At 53.2% G+C, this 17,828-nt stretch carries 16 protein-coding genes; all 16 read left to right on the top strand.

All coding sequences use genetic code 11. The features are described 5' to 3' along the window. Positions 1-423: a hypothetical protein gene (locus FRY98_RS01175; RefSeq protein WP_148449817.1), complete on the top strand. Its 423-nt coding sequence runs from the start codon at positions 1-3 to the stop codon at positions 421-423. A 15-nt stretch (positions 424-438) separates the two neighbouring features. Then, positions 439-1,227, top strand: coding sequence for a FliA/WhiG family RNA polymerase sigma factor (locus FRY98_RS01170; protein ID WP_148449816.1), 789 nt, complete (start codon positions 439-441; stop codon positions 1,225-1,227). A 45-nt stretch (positions 1,228-1,272) separates the two neighbouring features. Then, the gene (locus FRY98_RS01165; RefSeq protein WP_148449815.1) at positions 1,273-2,679 is read left to right on the top strand and encodes a DUF342 domain-containing protein; all 1,407 of its coding nucleotides are present in this window, start codon (positions 1,273-1,275) and stop codon (positions 2,677-2,679) included. Positions 2,680-2,746: 67 nt separating this feature from the next. After that, positions 2,747-3,067: a hypothetical protein gene (locus tag FRY98_RS01160; protein WP_148449814.1), complete on the top strand. Its 321-nt coding sequence runs from the start codon at positions 2,747-2,749 to the stop codon at positions 3,065-3,067. Positions 3,068-3,141: 74 nt separating this feature from the next. After that, positions 3,142-3,768 (top strand): DUF6115 domain-containing protein, encoded by a 627-nt coding sequence (locus FRY98_RS01155; protein ID WP_148449813.1) that lies wholly within the window; start codon positions 3,142-3,144, stop codon positions 3,766-3,768. Continuing rightward, positions 3,765-4,391 (top strand): endolytic transglycosylase MltG, encoded by a 627-nt coding sequence (locus FRY98_RS01150; RefSeq protein WP_148449812.1) that lies wholly within the window; start codon positions 3,765-3,767, stop codon positions 4,389-4,391. Before FRY98_RS01155 ends, FRY98_RS01150 begins: the two co-directional genes overlap by 4 nt. Positions 4,392-4,628: 237 nt before the next feature. Continuing rightward, entirely contained in the window at positions 4,629-5,327 is a 699-nt protein-coding gene (gene rpsB / locus FRY98_RS01145; protein WP_148449811.1) for a 30S ribosomal protein S2, read from the top strand. 131 nt (positions 5,328-5,458) lie between these two features. Next, on the top strand, positions 5,459-6,109 hold the full coding sequence (gene tsf / locus FRY98_RS01140; RefSeq protein ID WP_148449810.1) for a translation elongation factor Ts: 651 nt from the start codon (positions 5,459-5,461) through the stop codon (positions 6,107-6,109). Positions 6,110-6,237: 128 nt separating this feature from the next. Continuing rightward, entirely contained in the window at positions 6,238-6,966 is a 729-nt protein-coding gene (gene pyrH, locus FRY98_RS01135; protein ID WP_148449809.1) for a UMP kinase, read from the top strand. After that, positions 6,967-7,521: a ribosome recycling factor gene (gene frr, locus FRY98_RS01130; protein ID WP_148449808.1), complete on the top strand. Its 555-nt coding sequence runs from the start codon at positions 6,967-6,969 to the stop codon at positions 7,519-7,521. Between the two features lie 71 nt (positions 7,522-7,592). After that, positions 7,593-8,360 carry an isoprenyl transferase gene (locus tag FRY98_RS01125; RefSeq protein WP_148449807.1) on the top strand — a complete coding sequence of 256 codons (768 nt, stop codon included), beginning with the start codon at positions 7,593-7,595 and terminating at the stop codon, positions 8,358-8,360. 20 nt (positions 8,361-8,380) lie between these two features. Further along, positions 8,381-9,184, top strand: coding sequence for a phosphatidate cytidylyltransferase (locus FRY98_RS01120; protein WP_148449806.1), 804 nt, complete (start codon positions 8,381-8,383; stop codon positions 9,182-9,184). Between the two features lie 25 nt (positions 9,185-9,209). Then, positions 9,210-10,349 (top strand): 1-deoxy-D-xylulose-5-phosphate reductoisomerase, encoded by a 1,140-nt coding sequence (locus tag FRY98_RS01115; protein ID WP_148449805.1) that lies wholly within the window; start codon positions 9,210-9,212, stop codon positions 10,347-10,349. A 139-nt stretch (positions 10,350-10,488) separates the two neighbouring features. Further along, on the top strand, positions 10,489-11,763 hold the full coding sequence (gene rseP / locus FRY98_RS01110) for an RIP metalloprotease RseP (protein ID WP_148449804.1): 1,275 nt from the start codon (positions 10,489-10,491) through the stop codon (positions 11,761-11,763). 22 nt (positions 11,764-11,785) lie between these two features. Further along, positions 11,786-13,237: a proline--tRNA ligase gene (proS, locus tag FRY98_RS01105; RefSeq protein ID WP_148449803.1), complete on the top strand. Its 1,452-nt coding sequence runs from the start codon at positions 11,786-11,788 to the stop codon at positions 13,235-13,237. A gap of 154 nt (positions 13,238-13,391) precedes the next feature. Next, entirely contained in the window at positions 13,392-17,714 is a 4,323-nt protein-coding gene (locus FRY98_RS01100; RefSeq protein WP_148449802.1) for a PolC-type DNA polymerase III, read from the top strand. Positions 17,715-17,828 lie beyond the last annotated feature (114 nt).

The following is a 17,828-nucleotide window of genomic DNA, read 5'->3' as shown; positions in this document are numbered from 1 at the left end:
ATGTCAGGAAAATTGGGGTATTATCTTCTATTCGGATTTATCGGTTTTTTGATTACCTATGCGGTATCGGCTGGCAATAACTTGTTTATGACAAGTTTTATCCGCGGCTTGATCGCGTTCGCCGTATGGTTCTTGCTCGCTTTTGCGGCAAACTGGGTTATAACCTTCCTCAAAGAACAGGAGCCGCGGCCTGATGTCAGAGACCTTACGGACGCGCTTAAGGAACAGGATAAAGGTGCCAGTCTCGACCTTACGACACCGGATCAAAGTGAAGAATTAAACGATTTGTTGAAACAAACACCAAAGGACCAGTCACAGACTCAAGAGTTTACACCATTGAATCCGCCAAAATTAGTAAAGACACTTGACGATAAAGATCCTGAAGAGCTGGCTAAGGTCGTTCGTCACCTGACAGACAAATAAGGAGGGTGGAGGCAATTGAACGAGCGGAAGACATCCACTCTAAATTATGCCGATGTTTGGGAGCGTTGGAAGGAACACGGCGATTTGGAGGCCAAGAAACAACTTATCGAGAAGTATCTGCATATTGTCGACTACGTTTCGGGACGTCTGGCCGTAGGTCTGCCCAAGAACGTTTCCAAGGATGATTTGTCCAGCAATGGGGTGATGGGACTGATTGATGCGGTCGAAAAATTCGACTATAAGCGCGGCCTTCAGTTCGAAACCTATGCTTCCTGGAGGGTCAGGGGGGCGATCTTGGACGGATTGCGCCAAGGGGACTGGGTTCCCCGTTCCGTAAGAGAGAAAGCCAAGAAGATTGAAGAAGGATACCAGCAATTGGAGCAGCAATATCTCCGGTCCGTCACCGACGCGGAAATGAGCAAGCACTTGCATATCAGCGAGAAAGAGTTCCAGAGCATGCTGCAGGAAGTGGCCGTCATGACCCTCTGCTCTTTGGAGGATCCGATTCGTGAAGAGGAATCGGAGACTCGGCTCACTTTGCTTGTTGACGATAAGGCCAAAAATCCGGATTATAAAGTACAGGAGCATTTTTTGCGCGAATCGCTGGCCAAGGGAATCGAAAAATTAACCGAGAAGGAACGGACCGTCGTCTCTCTGTTATATTATGAAGATCTATCGCTGAGTGAGATTGCGGAGGTGATGTCCTTGTCGCCATCCCGGATCTCCCAGCTTCACTCCAAAGCGATTTTGCGGCTCCGCGGCACCTTGGACAAGCAGCGCGACTTGCTGATGAGAGAAGACTAGGTGTGCAGACCAATTGAATTATGAAGATGGAAGGAGGAACGAAACATGGAATTTACGGCCGATTTAGGGAAACTTCTTAGCGTCACCTTTAATGATGATAAAACCGTCGCTTATCTGCAGTTTACCCAAAAAGACGAAAATTTTTCCTGTACCAAGGATGCTTTATATCAATTTTTGCATCACCACGGCATCAAGTACGGGATTCAGGACGATATTGTCGAGCGGTTCGCTATCAATCCCAGAGAATATTTCTTCAGTAAAACCCCGATCGCCATCGGTTTGGATCCGGAGCCCGGGGAGGATGGAAAGATCCGCTATTCCGTCCCGCTTGAAGATGTACGGTACCAACCTCTGGAGACGGATGACGGTAAGGTGGACTATAAAGAAATTACTCGTTTGAACAATGTCCGGAAAGGACAGCTTATCGCCGAACTAGTTCCTCCGCTTCCCGGACGCCCCGGAACGGCGGTAACAGGGGAATCGATCCCCAACAAATCCGGGAAGGAAGCCAGATTCAAAATCGGGAAGAATGTGGTGCTGAGCCCCGATCAAACCGCCATGTACGCGGCGATTGACGGTTTGGTCACCATGACCGACAAAGGGAAGTTAAATGTATTCCCGGTTTACGAAGTGAACGGGGACGTCGACTACAGTACGGGAAATATCGATTTTGTCGGCACGGTCGTCATCCGCGGGAATGTACTGACGGGTTTTAAAGTCAGTGCTGCCGGGGATATTCGTGTTGTCGGCGGCGTTGAGGGAGCCGAGCTGTATTCGGAAGGCTCCATCGAAATTACCGGGGGAATTATCGGTTACAATAAAGGGCTGGTTAAAGCGGGCCATTCCATCAAAAGCTCCTTTATTCAAGACGGGAATGTAGTGGCCGGTGAGGATATCATCGTCAGTCAAAGCATTATGCATTCGAATATCCGCGCGGGGCGCGACGTCGTTTGCAACGGTACCAAAGGTTTGATCGTAGGCGGCAGCATTCAGGCCGGTGAACGGGTGATCGCCCGGGTGATCGGCAATCCGATGTCGACGACGACCTCCATAGAAGTCGGTGTACTCCCCGAACTCCGGAATGAGCTGATGGAGCTCCGGCAGAAGGTCAAAGACATTATGGCGAATCTCGAAAAGTCGGAAAAAGCGCTGTCCCTGCTGGACCAACTCGCTTCGTTAGGGAAGCTGACCCCGGAGAAGGTAGAGATGCGCTCCAAGTTGAATATGACCAAAAAATCGAACATTCAGGAAATGAACGAACTGAAAGAGCGGATGCTGACGATTGAAAAAACGCTTGAAGAAACGGTTCGGGCGCGGGTGGATGTCCTTAAAACGATCTATGGCGGGTCCAGGATCGTCATCGGACGGTACACGAAGTACATTAAGGAACCTTTGTCCCGTATGTCGTTTTACTTTAACGACGGGGATATCACGATGGCTGCATATGTCTAGTGATAACCAGCTTTTCGTTATGTCGAACATTTAAGGGCGGCCATAATCCTAGCGATGAGGTGATTCCATGAATTTGAAAGCCGTAGAAATGCAGATCGCGGTACCCCGGACCAATGAAGCCGGACGGATTCAACAGGAGAATCAGCAACGCCCTGTCATCGATCAAAACCTGCTCTCTGCGGAGAATATTAAGGAGCGGGAGCTTGAACGCCAGCGGAGCGCCAACATTGACGAAAGCGCACACAATACAAAAATAAAACGCGAGGGCCATTCCCCGGACCAACAGCGGCAGCAGCAGTCGCCGCAGGGTGAACAGCAGGAGGAGCAGGAAAAAGAGCACCCCGCCGAACATCCCTTTAAGGGCCGTCATATCGATTTGTCTCTGTAGCGGCCATTTTCCGCTTAGCCCACCGGGCAAGACGCTAATACGTACTTATTTAAACATCAAAGGTGAGGATTACATTGTCATTTGGAGACCCATGGTTTTATATTGTATTGCTGGGAGCCGCCGCCCTCGTTTATGCGCTTCTTCTCCCCGGCCGGAAGGCGACCCAGCCGTCTTCCCCGGGCAGCGCCTCGGAACTGGAAGCTACGCTGGAGCAGTTTATGTCGGAGATTGAAAAGGAAAACGAGGAGCTTATCGATTTGATAGCCGGGATGAAGCAGGACTTCGCCGCCAAGCAGCTTGCCCAGCAGGAGCAGCTTGTCGAGCTGCGCAAGCGCTTGGTGGAAGTGGAGCAGAACGCGCTTCAGTACAAATCCCGGCTGGATGCGCTGGATCAGCAGTTGTCCGCAGCTCCGTCTCGGCCGGCGGAAACCGCGAGCGAACCGAAGAGCGAGATCGCAGCAGCGGACCTTCCGGCCGCACGAACGCCCGAGATCGCCGTTGTTCAAGCCGAACCCGCAGCGGCTGTGGAGACGATGCCCGAAGAGGCGGCTCGGACGGAGTCGGTACGGGATCGATATCCCGAGCTGTTTCATTTGTATGAGCAAGGGAAATCGATGGACATGATCGCCAAATCGGTAGGCATACAAAGAGGGGAAGTCCAGTTGATTTTGCAATTGGCCAAAAGGGAGGAATCCCGATGATCCGAAACCGCCAGTTTATGATGGGGCTGGGCGCGGGACTCATTGCGGGCGCCTTGCTGCTGCAGTTGATGATGATCGGTCAAGGGACGGGAAAATTGCGGACCAAGGCGGAGGTCGAACAGGCGGCGGCTCTTTTGAATTTGAAAGTCGTGGAAGCGGACCAGGAGCTGCTGACCGAGGAGGAGTGGAAGGCGAAGGGGGAAGGCGAAGGAACCGCCGGGGAACAACAGGCGGATTCGCCAAAGCAGCCGAAAACGCCGAATGCCCCGGGGACTCCGGAACAGCCGGTTCAACCCGAAACTTCAAAAACCCCGGAAACTTCGAAAGCGCCCGAAGCGTCCAAACCTCCGGGTGAGACGGCTGCGCCAAAGACCGAAACCCCGGTCAAACCCCAAGCTCCTCAAAAAACGACAGTGACCTACAAAATTTCCTCCGGGAGCACCCTTTCGGGAGTAGCGGAGGGGCTGGAGAAATCGGGGGTCATCGCCGATAAAACCGCCTTCTTGAAAGAAGCCAAGAGCAAGAAAATCAATACCAAAATCCGGACCGGCACGTTTACGTTCGAACCGGGAGAAGAGATCGGCTCGATTATCTCGAAAATCACGGCCCCTCCTGCGAAGTAAACCTGTCCGCCAGCTCCTGACAAGGAGCTTTTTTTGCGGCTCCGGACGCGAAGATGAAATTTGTCGGAAAAGCCGCGGCCCTGGTTGCATCGATTTTTCAGTTATGGTATATTAATTGACGGTGTTATAACGCACGCTGGTTGATTTCGTTAAGGGTGCTCTCATTGGGAGTCTTAACGGAAGATGACACTTGCGGAGGAAGCATCACAATAAAACCAAACTAGGAGGTGCGTGAAGATGGCAGTAATCTCCATGAAACAACTGCTTGAAGCAGGGGTTCACTTCGGACACCAAACACGTCGTTGGAATCCGAAAATGGATCGTTATATCTTCACCGAAAGAAACGGTATTTACATTATCGACCTGCAAAAAACGGTCAAGAAAGTAGAAGAAGCTTACAACTTCGTTAAGAGCGTAGCTGAAGAGAACGGGACCATCCTGTTCGTCGGCACCAAGAAGCAAGCTCAAGACTCCGTGAAGGAAGAAGCTGAGCGCGCGGGTCAATTCTACATTAACCAACGCTGGCTCGGCGGTACGCTGACCAACTTCCAAACGATCCAAAAGCGGATCGACCGTTTGAAACAACTCGAAACTTGGGAAGAAGACGGAACATTCGAAGTTCTGCCTAAGAAAGAAGTTATTATTCTTCGCAAAGAGAAAGATCGTCTCGAGAAATTCCTCGGCGGGATCAAGAACATGAAAGGGTTGCCTAGCGCACTCTTCGTTATTGACCCTCGCAAAGAACGTATCGCCGTTGCGGAAGCTCGCAAATTGGGCATCCCAATCGTAGGTATCGTGGATACCAACTGCGATCCGGACGAAATCGACTACGTTATCCCTGGTAACGACGACGCGATCCGCGCGGTTAAATTGCTTACCAGCAAAATGGCGGATGCCGTTATCGAAGCGAACCAAGGCGAGCAAACTACCGCCTAATATCGCAAACGTCCATAAAGTACAAAGAACGAATTAAATGAAAAGGGTGGTTGGTAGGTGTCAAACCTCTCACTGCCCTTTTTTTAAGATGAAAAGAGTCCCATCATTTAATATGTGGAGGTTATATAAACATGGCTGTTGATGCAAAATCTGTAAAAGAACTGCGTGAAAAAACAGGTGCGGGCATGCTGGATTGCAAAAAAGCACTCGAAGAAGCAAACGGTGATTTGACGAAAGCAACGGAACTTCTGCGTGAGAAAGGTTTGGCTGCTGCGGCAAACAAAGCCGGCCGAATCGCTACGGAAGGCGTTGTTGAGTCCTACATTCATGCCGGCGGCCGGATCGGCGTGTTGGTGGAAATCAACTGTGAAACCGACTTTGTTGCGAAAACGGATCAATTCAAGGAATTTGCCCGCGACATCGCGATGCACATCGCGGCCATGAGTCCTCGTTATGTTCGCCGCGAAGAAGTGCCTCAGGATGACCTGGAGAAAGAAAAGGAAATTTTGAGAGCACAGGCCCTTAACGAAGGGAAACCCGAGAAGATCGTCGACAAGATGGTCGAAGGCCGGATCGGCAAGTACTACGAAGAGTTCTGCCTGCTTGAGCAAGCTTTCGTAAAAGATCCGGACAAGACGATCGCCGCGCTCGTAAACGAGAAGATCAGCGCGATCGGCGAGAACATCACCATCCGCCGCTTTGTTCGCTATGAACTGGGCGAAGGCTTGGAGAAGAAAGTGGACAACTTCGTTGAGGAAGTTATGTCTCAAGTAAGACAATAAAGTAAATATTATAAAACGTCATGGATTGCATGCACGTTTGAAGAGTTGGAACACGCCGTGTTCCTTCTTTTTTAACCTGACACCCTTTACCCGGTTGTATATAGGGGGTCTATAGTGGAGGTATACATTTGGAACAGCCAGTTTTTAAACGAGTTGTCTTGAAGGTTAGCGGTGAATCGCTTGCCGGACAAAACGGATACGGCATCGATGCCGAAACGATTTCGTCCATTGCTCAGCAGGTAAAGGAAGTAACCCAGCTCGGTGTTCAGGTTGCGATCGTTTGCGGTGGAGGCAATATTTGGCGGGGGATTGCGGGCAGCGCGAAGGGCATTGACCGCGCGACGGCAGACTATATGGGAATGTTGGCTACCGTGATGAATTCGCTGGCCTTGCAGGATGCGCTTGAACAAATCGAGGTTCCGACACGAGTGCAAACCTCCATCGCCATGCAGCAAATCGCCGAGCCGTATATTCGCCGCCGCGCGATCCGCCATCTGGAAAAAGGCAGAGTCGTTATTTTTGCCGCCGGTACGGGGAACCCCTTCTTCTCCACCGACACGACCGCCGCTCTTCGCGCAGCGGAGATCGAAGCCGAAGTGATTCTGATGGCGAAGAATAAGGTCGATGGCGTATATTCCGCGGATCCGTTTGTCGATCCGAATGCCGAGAAGTACGAAACCCTTACTTATCTGGAAGTGTTGAATAAAAACCTGGGTGTTATGGACTCAACAGCTTCCTCGCTGTGTATGGATAATAATATTCCGCTGATCGTGTTTGCGATTACGGAACAAGGAAATATCAAGCGAGTCGTCCTGGGAGAGAAGATCGGGACGATCGTCAAGGGGAGTGTAGATTAAATGCCGCAAAGTATCAAAAGTCATGCCGAAGAACGCATGGATAAAGCGATTCAGGCACTTAAACGGGACCTCGCGACCCTGCGGGCGGGAAGAGCGACGCCTTCCTTGCTCGACCGCATTCAGGTGGATTACTACGGATCGCCGACTCCGATTAACCAGCTTGCCAACATTAATACGCCGGATTCGCGTACCCTGATGATTCAGCCCTGGGATAAATCCTCCCTCGCCGACATCGAACGCGCGATTCAGAAATCCGATTTGGGTCTGACGCCGGCCAACGACGGGACATCGATCCGTTTAAGCATCCCGGCTTTAACGGAAGAACGCCGCGTGGAGCTTGTCAAATTGACGAAGAAGTTCGGAGAAGAAGCGAAGGTGGCCATCCGGAACATTCGTCGGGACGCGAACGACGATATCAAGAAGTTGGAGAAAACCGACATCTCTGAAGACGAGTCGCGCAGACACCAGGAAGACATTCAGAAGACCACCGACAAATTTATCGCGGAAGTGGACAAAGTGCTTGCTGCGAAAGAGAAAGAGATTATGGAAGTTTAAGAGACGATAATCGGCCCCTCCTTTTACGGTGGGGTTTTGTCTCTTTTTCATCACCAGCTGGAGGAAAAGCAATGATCAAGTTATTTGAGTCCTGGCGGAAAAAAGGCAGTCGTCCCGCAATCGAGGCTCCGTCCGGGGACAATATCCCGAAGCATGTCGCCATTATTATGGACGGCAACGGCCGCTGGGCGCGCAAGCTGGGATTGCCTCGCATCGTCGGTCATCGGAACGGGATGAAGGCGGTCAAGCGGGCCACGATTGCGGCGGATGAGCTCGGGATCTCCGTGTTGACGCTCTACGCCTTCTCGACCGAGAACTGGAAACGGCCGAAGGATGAAGTTGATTTTCTGATGTCGCTGCCCCAAGAGTTTTTGGCTATCGAACTGGAGGAATTGATCCAGAAGAATGTCCAGGTCCGCATGATGGGGCACCCGAATGAACTTCCCGACCATACGGTCGCGGCGATGGAGGAAGCGATTGAGCGAACCAAAAATAATACCGGACTTATCTTGAATTTTGCGCTCAATTATGGAAGCCACCGCGAAATCACCGAATGCGTCAAGGAGATTGCCGTCCGTGTCCAGAACGGCAGCATCAAGCCGGAGGACATCACGCAGGACATGATCGGCTCGGGACTCTTGACCGGGGATCTGCCGGATCCCGATTTGCTTATTCGCACTGGGGGCGAACTTCGGCTAAGTAATTTCATGTTATGGCAGACGGCATACAGTGAGCTGTGGTTTACAGATCTGTACTGGCCGGAATTTGGCCGTGAACAGTTGTTTGCCGCAGTGGCGGAGTACCAAAGACGCACCCGGCGATACGGCGGATTATCCTGACGGATGGAAGGTGTAGACAGTTGAGACAACGGTTGATTACCGGCTTGATTGCCGGGGGCGGATTTTTGGGCATATGCTTGTGGGGAGGACTCGGATACCACGCTCTCGTCGTGATGATGGCGGTGATCGGGTTTTACGAGTTCGTGCGGATGATCGGTTTGCCGGCATTCGGAGGAACCGCGGTCATCGGGTATGCGGGCGTGCTGTATGCTGTTTTCCCCTGGAGCTTGCTCCAACTGACAAATCCGCTTGGCATGATGGGATTCTTCTGGCTGCTCATGCTGCTGTTTTTTGTAGTTACCGTAGTATCCAAGAACGATATTCCTATCGGGCAAATCGCCCTTATGTTCCTGGGAACGGTTTATATCGGGTTGGGATTTGCTTATTTGGCGGCAACTCGCAGCACGCCGGACGGGCATGGGTTGTTCTGGACCATTCTGATGCTTGCCGCGATCTGGAGCAGTGACGCGGGGGCTTATTTCACCGGACGGCGGTTTGGCAAAACGAAGCTCTGGCCGGCGATCAGTCCGAACAAAACGGTGGAGGGAGCGGTTGGCGGCGTACTGCTGGCGGTTATAGTCGCGGCTTTGTTCGCCTTGTTCTCCGGGGGGTTACTTCCGGTCGGACGAGCTTTGCTGCTCGGAGGTTCAGCAGCGGTTGTCGGTCAAATGGGGGACTTGATTCAGTCCGCTTATAAACGGGTGTACGGGATTAAGGATTCAGGGACGTTGCTGCCCGGCCATGGAGGCATTTTGGATCGGTGCGACAGCTGGATTGCGGTTTTTCCCTTCGTACATATTCTAGGCTTGCTTCCGATGTACTAAATTAAATGAGCATGGGGGTAACGGGATGAAGAAGATTACGGTGATCGGTTCCACCGGATCAATTGGAACGCAGACGCTGGATGTCGTAAGGCAGCATCAGGATCAGTTTGAGGTAGAGGGCTTGGCCGCAGGGAGCAATGCGGAGTTGTTTGTGGAACAGGTCCGTGCTTTTCGCCCGAAAAAAGCCTCGGTCGCAAACCGGGAAATCGCCGATAAAGTACGTTCGTCGATTCCTTCCGAGGTTCAGCTTTTTCATGGGGAAGAAGGGCTGGTGGAAGTCGCGGCCGGAACGGATGCCGATACGGTCGTAACGGCGATTGTCGGAAGCGCGGGGTTGCGCCCGACGCTGGCTGCAATTTCCGAAGGCAAGCATATCGCTTTGGCCAATAAGGAAACCCTTGTAACCGCAGGGCATCTCGTAACTGATTTGGCCCGAAAAAAAGGGGTATCGCTGCTGCCGGTGGACAGTGAACATTCGGCCATTTTTCAATGCTTGAACGGTGAGCGTGCGGAAGATGCAGAACGGATTACATTGACGGCGTCCGGCGGTTCCTTTCGGGATTTGAACCGCGACCAATTGCGCCATGTCACGGTAGAGGATGCTCTGAAGCACCCGAACTGGTCGATGGGAGCCAAAGTGACGATTGATTCCGCCACGATGGTCAACAAAGGACTGGAAGTGATCGAAGCCCGCTGGCTGTTCGGGATGGATTTCGAGCGGATCGGGGTTCTGCTGCACCCGGAAAGCATCGTCCACTCTTTCGTTGAATATCGTGACGGCAGCGTGATCGCCCAACTGGGAACTCCGGACATGAGGGTGCCGATTCAGTACGCGCTGACCTACCCGGATCGTTGGATCTCCGAAGCAAAACGCTTGTCCCTGGCCGAGGTCGGCAAGCTTCATTTTCGCGAAATGGATTTCGAGCGTTACCCTTGTTTAAGGCTGGCCTATGAATGTGGTAAAATAGGAGGCACGGCGACAAGTGTATACAACGCGGCCAATGAGGTAGCGGTTGCCCGCTTTTTAAACAGGGAGATTCCTTTTCTGCAGATTGAACATATTATTGAAACGGTTCTTTCCAGACATGAGGTCCAGGCCGAACCGGGTCTGGAGGCCATCAAGGAAGCCGACCGGTGGGCACGGGAAATCGCAAGATCGGTTTGATGGATAAGTTGCAGACCTTTCGTTCCGATCCGGTGGGTGTGGAAAAGTTCCGTCCCGGTATTCTCTTGTGCCTAATCGGAGAATAATGATAATCTGAAGGAATGTTGGACGATCCGTGGCCAAAGGAGGATGCTTACGATTGGAATTGCTTAAGATCATTTTTATGACGGTTCTCATGTTCTTTGTCATTGTGACGGTGCATGAATGGGGACATTACTATTTTGCCAAACGCGCCGGAATTTTGGTGAGGGAATTCGCGATCGGCTTTGGACCGAAGCTGTTCTCTTACCGAAGAAACGAGACGCAATTTACGCTCCGGCTGCTGCCTTTTGGCGGTTACGCGCGGATGGCCGGCGAAGATCCCGAACTGGTGCAAATTACGAATGGACAAACCGTAGCACTGCGGCTGTCCGGAGATGAAGTCCGCAAGATTTATCTGGATCGTTTAGACAGCCGGAAAGACGTCATCCGCGGCGAGGTTAGTGAAGTAGACCTGGAAGACCGGCTGCTGATCAAACTGGATGTGGACGGAGAAGTGCAGGAGTACCGGGTACATCGCCAAGCGATGCTGGTAGCCAAGGGGAAAGAGACCCAAATTGCCCCAAGGGACCGCCAATACGGCAGCAAAACGGTCGGTCAACGGGCGCTCTCCATTTTTGCCGGGCCTTTGATGAACTTTATTCTCGCCTTTGTCCTGTTCGCCCTGCATACGCAGATGGCGGGAATTCCGCTGACGGAACCGACGCATCTGGAGGTCGGGGATGTCATGAAAGGGATGCCCGCGGATGAAGCCGGCGTGAAGCCGGGGGACATTATCCAGGCGGTGGACGGCAAGCCGGTGGGCACCGATGCCAACGGTTTGATCGAGAGGATCCAAGCCGCGCAAGATCGGCCGATGGTGTGGACGGTGAAGCGCGGGGAAGAGACGCTGGACATCACGCTCACGCCTCGTTCCGTGGAGAACGAGAAGGGGGGCAAGGTCGGCAGCACGATCGTCACGTATTTCCCTTCAAGGAGCGCTTCCTTCGGGGAAACCTTTACCGTGGCCGGCCAAAAAATGGTCGACACCACCCAAATGATCTTCCTTGGCTTTCAACAGTTGATCCAAAAGTTTTCCATGGACGATCTCGGCGGCCCTGTACGCACCTTTGAGGTGACGGGGCAGATCGCGAAGCAGGGAATCGTAAAGCTGACCCAATGGGCCGGGATACTCAGTCTGTATCTGGGGATTTTTAATCTGTTGCCGATTCCCGCTCTGGACGGAAGCAGACTTATCTTCCTTGGAGTGGAGGCGCTGCGCGGCAGACCGGTTGATCCGAACCGCGAGGGGCTTGTGCACTTCATCGGTTTTGCGATGCTGTTCCTGCTGATGATTGCGGTCACTTATAATGATATATTGCGTTTGATAGGTTAATAAACGGGAGGCTAATGGTTTAATGGCAAACGAGGAGAAACAATTCGTAACGGAAATAACCCCGCAGGGGGAGGATTTTTCCCGCTGGTATATCGATGTGATCAAAAAAGCGGACCTGATGGATTATTCGCCGGTTCGCGGCTGCATCGTATTCAAGCCGGACGGCTATGAGATCTGGGAACATATCCAGGCGGAACTTGACCGCCGCTTCAAGGAGACGGGGCATCGCAACGCGTACTTCCCGCTCTTTATTCCCGAGAGTTTTTTCCAAAAGGAAAAAGAGCATGTGGAAGGTTTTAATCCGGAGCTTCCTTGGGTAACCGAAGCCGCCGGCGAGAAACTGGAGGAGCGCCTGGCGATCCGTCCGACTTCGGAGACGATGATCGGCCATATGTACGAGAAGTGGATTCAATCCTATCGCGACCTTCCGGTGCTGATCAACCAATGGGCGAATGTCGTTCGCTGGGAAAAACGCACGCTGCCGTTCCTTCGGACCAGCGAATTCCTCTGGCAGGAAGGGCACACGGCCCATGAGAACGAGCAGGAAGCGCGCGAAGAGACGATGCGAATGCTGGAAATTTACCGCGATTTCGTCGAGAATTATTTGGCGATTCCGGTCATCGTCGGTCAGAAGACGCCTTCCGAGAAATTTGCCGGGGCCGTGGACACCTATTCCATCGAAGCGATGATGAAGGACGGACGGGCCGTTCAGGCAGGGACGTCGCATTATCTCGGCACCAACTTTGCCAAAGCCTTCGATATTCAATACTTAAACCGCGACAACGTGCGCGAGTACGTCCATACCACATCGTGGGGCGTCAGCACGCGTTTGATCGGATCGCTTATTATGGTGCACGGAGACGACCGCGGTTTGGCACTCCCGCCGAAGGTGGCTCCAAAGCAGGTGATGATTATCCCGATCGGCCCGCCTAAAACCCGGGACGCCGTTGTGGGACGGGCGGACGAGTTGTTCGCCGAACTGAAGAAGGCCGGCGTTCGCGTCGGTATGGATGACCGGGCGGACGTTCGTCCGGGCTGGAAATTTAACGAGTATGAAATGCGGGGCGTTCCGGTCCGTCTGGAGATCGGTCCGCGCGATATGGAGAACGGGGTTTGCGTGCTTGTCTCCCGAATCAGCGGCGAGAAGAAAATCATTGCCCAAGAGAATCTGGTGGAGGAAGTCAAAGCGATGCTCGATCAGGTGCACAACGAAATGTATGAGCGCGCCAAAGCCTTCCGGGAGGAGCATTTCTACTCCGTCGATACGCTGGACGAAATGAAAGCCAGCATCGAGGAGAAACGCGGCTTTACCCTCGCCGGATGGTGCGGATCGGAGGCTTGCGAACGCCATGTTAAAGACGAGACGGGCGCGACCAGCCGGAACATCCCGTTCCATCCCGAGGTTACAAAAACTACTTGCCTGGTGTGCGGAGAAGAAGCTCGTCATACCGTCGTTTTTGCCAGAGCCTATTAGTTATATCGGAACATGAATGGTGCAGGCTTCCGGCAGGAAACTGCCGACGGGGAACGGGGGTTCCCCGCCGGCGATCGCCGGGGGCTTTGTTTGTTTGAAGGTATGTCGGGTAGACGTGTTTCTAGCGTCATATCAATGCGGGGGAGGGGAGAGCATGTCCGACGCAAATGCCGAGGGGAAAAGAACGAGGCTCGAGTTATTGATGAAGCAGGCGGAGGTCCCGGCTTCCGTGGTGGATCCTTATTTCCTCGACGGGGTGATCGACCGCGTCGAAGTCAGCCGGATGAATAAGGAGTGGAAGATCACGCTTCGCAAATCGACCCTGGTTCCGGCGCAGATCTACCGGATGTTCTGCTTACGGATCAAGGAACGGATGGGCCACATCGCGGACATTTCTTTTTTGTTCCAGTATGAGAACGAAGTAGCCGGAGCAGCCATTGTGCAGGAATATTGGAAGCTGTTCATCGAATGGGTGCAGCGGGAGGTGCCGTCCGTTAACGGCTGGATGGCCCGGGCGAGCTATGAAGTGGACGGCGATCTGGTGACGGTTACGTTCAGCGATGCCACCTCTTTGGAACTGGCTCGCAAAAAAAACATCGATAAAGCGATTCCCGCCTTTTACGACACTTACTTCGGTTTGGCGCTCAGAGTGAAGCTGCTGTCCGGCGAGAGCAGCAGCGAAGCGTTTGAGGAGTTCCAGCAGCGGATCGTTGAGGAAGAGCGGGAAGTCATCAACAAATTGATGGAAAGCATCCCCGTGGAGGCGCCGCCTGAGGAGGTCGAAGGCGAGATCATCAAGCTGCAGGTCGGTTATGACATCAAGGAGCCGGCCGTACCGATTCAGGAGATCAAGGATGAAGAGAAGAAAATTACGATTCAGGGAACCATTTTCGGTCTGGACCGGAAGGAGCTGCGCAACGGGAACACCCTGTTTACGTTCTACTTGACGGATTTTACCGATTCCCTGCAAATGAAAATGTTCGCAAAGAACAAAGAGGACTTGAAGGTCATGGGGCAGCTGGCCAACGGAAAGTGGGTCAAAGCCCGGGGCAAGGTGGAGTATGATCGGTTTATGCAGATTCCCGAGTTGGTGATGATCCCTTCCGATCTGTGCGAAATATCCGCCCCGCCATCCCGGAAGGATAACGCCGAGGAGAAACGCGTCGAATTCCATCTGCACACCACGATGAGTACGATGGACGCGGTGACCTCGATCGGCGACTACGTCAAAACGGCGGCAAAATGGGGACATAAAGCGATAGCCGTCACGGACCACGGAGGGGTTCAAAGTTACCCCGATGCGGCCAAGGCGGCCAAAAAGAACGGCATCAAAATGATTTACGGCGTGGAAGCGAATGTGGTGAACGATAACGTCGCGGTCGTCCTGAATCCGCGTCCGGTCGATCTGGAGACGGCGACCTTTATCGTCTTCGATATCGAGACCACCGGCCTTTCGGTAACGCAGAACAAGATCATCGAGGTGGCGGCGGTCAAGATGAAAGAGGGCAAGGAGATCGACCGCTACGCTACGTTCGTAAATCCGCACGAGCGAATTCCGTACAATATTCAGCAATTGACCAGCATCACGGACGAAATGGTACAGGATGCGCCCGATGTGGAGCCGGTTCTGAAGCGGTTCGTTGAGTTTGCGGGCGATGCGATACTGGTGGCCCACAACGCCCGGTTTGACGTGGACTTCGTCAATGCCAAGCTGAAGGAACTCGGTATGCCTATGCTGGAGAACCCGGTGCTCGATACGCTGGAACTGGCCCGGATGCTGTTTCCGACCTTAAAAAACCACCGGTTGAACACGCTCGCCGCCAAATATAAAGTTTCGCTGGAAAATCACCACCGCGCGATCGACGATACCGTGGCGCTCGGCGAGATTTTGAACGGACTGCTGGATGACGCGGCCAAAATCGAAGGCATTACCTCCCTTGAGCGCTTAAACGATAAGGTGGGCAAGGATTTGTCCAACGCCCGGCCGTTTCACTGCGGAATTTATGCGCTGAATATGGTCGGCAAGAAAAATCTGTTCAAGCTGATCTCGATGTCCCATACGGAATACTTCAAACGGGTTCCGTGCATCCCGAAATCCAAACTTTCGGAGATGAGGGAAGGGCTTCTGATCATTTCCGGTTGTGAGAAGGGCGAGTTTTTCGAGGCCGTACTTAACAAGTCGGTGGAGGAGGCCGAAGGCATCGCGGAGTTTTACGATGTCCTGGAGATCCAGCCGCTCACCATGTATATGCATCTGGTGGACAAGGGGCTTGTCGGCAGCGTTGAGGAAGTGAAGACCGCGATTCGCAAAGTCGTGGAAATCGGAGAGAGATTGGGCAAGCCGGTTGTGGCTACCGGGAATGTGCATTATTTGGAGCCGCGGGACAAGATTTACCGGGACATCACCATCCACGGCATTACGGGTTTCAGCCCGCTGAAGGATATCCGCAAGCCGGACGCCCATTTCCGGACCACGGACGAAATGCTGGAGGAGTTTGAATTTTTGGGCAAGGAGAAGGCTTTTGAAGTCGTGGTCAAAAATACTTCCGGCCTGGCCGATACCTTCGAGGAGCTGGAACTGTTCCCGGACAAGCTGTACACGCCGATCATCGAAGGGGCGGATGAAGAAATCCGCAACACCTGCTATTCGACGGCCCGGTCAATCTACGGGGAAGACCTGCCCGAGGTGGTCGTCAAGCGTCTGGAAAAAGAGCTGGAGCCGATCATCAAGTACGGCTTCTCGGCGAACTATTTGATCTCCGAGCGGTTGGTCAAGAAATCCAACCAGGACGGATATCTCGTAGGTTCGCGGGGCTCGGTAGGCTCCTCGGTCGTGGCGACCTTCCTGGGCATCTCGGAGGTTAATCCGCTTCCGGCCCATTATATTTGCCAGAACCCCCAATGCAAGTACAGCGAATGGTTCCTCGACGGCAGCGTGCCGAGCGGTTTTGACCTGCCGGACAAAGACTGCCCGAAATGCGGCCAGAAGCTGAAGGGCGAAGGTCAGGACATCCCCTTCGAAACGTTCCTCGGGTTTAAGGGCGATAAAGTTCCCGATATCGATCTTAACTTCTCCGGGGAATACCAGCCGCATGCCCATAACTACACGAAGGTCCTCTTTGGCGAAAAGAGCGTGTTCCGGGCCGGAACGATCGGTACGGTCGCCGAGAAGACGGCCTTCGGCTTCGCCAAGAAATACGAGGAGGAGCACCACAAGCATTGGCGCGGCGCCGAGTTGAACCGCTTGGCGGCGGGATGTACCGGGGTCAAACGCAGCACCGGCCAGCACCCCGGGGGGATCGTCGTCGTTCCCGATTATATCGAAGTGGAAGACATCACTCCGGTTCAATACCCGGCCGACGATACGGGCTCGGAGTGGATGACGACGCATTTCGACTACCATGCCTTCGATGCCAACCTGCTCAAGCTCGATATTCTCGGACACGATGATCCGACGATGATGCGGATGCTGCAGGATTTAACCGGCGTCGACCCGACGACGATTCCGATGAACGACCCGAAGGTCATGAGCATGTTTAACTCCACCGAAGCGCTCGGAGTGACTCCCGAGCAAATTCGTACGCCGGTAGCCACCTACGGGGTTCCTGAGATGGGGACGAAGTTCGTGCGCCAGATGTTGGTGGAATCCCAGCCTTCCAGTTTTGCCGACCTGCTGCAGATTTCCGGCCTTTCCCACGGTACCGGAGTATGGCTGGGAAACGCGCAGGAACTGATCAAAAACGGGACATGCAACATTAAAACCGTTATCGGCTGCCGGGACGACATCATGCTGTTTCTGATTTACAAAGCCGGGATGGACGCGGGGCTGGCCTTTAAAATTACGGAAAGCGTCCGGAAAGGGAAAGGCTTGACGCCCGAGTGGATCGAGGAGATGAAGAAATGCAAGGTGCCGCAGTGGTACATTGATTCCTGTCTGAAGATTCAATACATGTTCCCGAAGGCGCACGCCGCCGCTTATGTTATCTCGGCCGTTCGGACCGCCTATTTCAAGCTGTACCATCCGATCGAATATTACGCGACATACTTCTCGGTACGGGGTGAGGATTTCGATATCGAGCTGTTCTGCCAGGGATATGAGGCGATTTATCGAAAGATCGAAGAAATTGAGCAAAAAGGCTTCCAGGCTCTGCCGAAGGAGAAAAACATGCTGCCGATTCTGGAGATGGCGCTGGAGATGACGGCCCGCGGCTTCCGCTTCAAGAATATCGACCTCTACCGCTCCGACGCCACGAAGTTTATTGTGGACGGCGACTCCCTGATCCCGCCGTTTTCGGCGCTTGCCGGCATCGGCGAGAACGCGGCGAAGAACATCGCGGCGGCCAAAGAGCAAGGGGAGTTCCTCTCCATTGAGGATTTCCAGCAGAAATCCAAGGCGAGCAAAACGATCGTGGAGCTGCTCGGCTCGATGGGCTGCTTCCGCGGCTTGCCGGAAAGCAACCAGCTCTCCCTGTTCTAGGCTTGTCGTCAAGGCGTTTTACTTGTCACTCTTACCGGACTATGTTATAATTTTTTTGGTAATCATGAAGATAGAACCGTTGTTTAAAGAGTGGGGAAACCCACTCTTTACTCT

Origin of the sequence: Paenibacillus faecis (assembly GCF_008084145.1) — a bacterium.
Classification (GTDB): Bacteria; Bacillota; Bacilli; order Paenibacillales; family Paenibacillaceae; genus Fontibacillus; species Fontibacillus faecis.
This window is presented reverse-complemented; position numbering and strand designations above follow the sequence as displayed.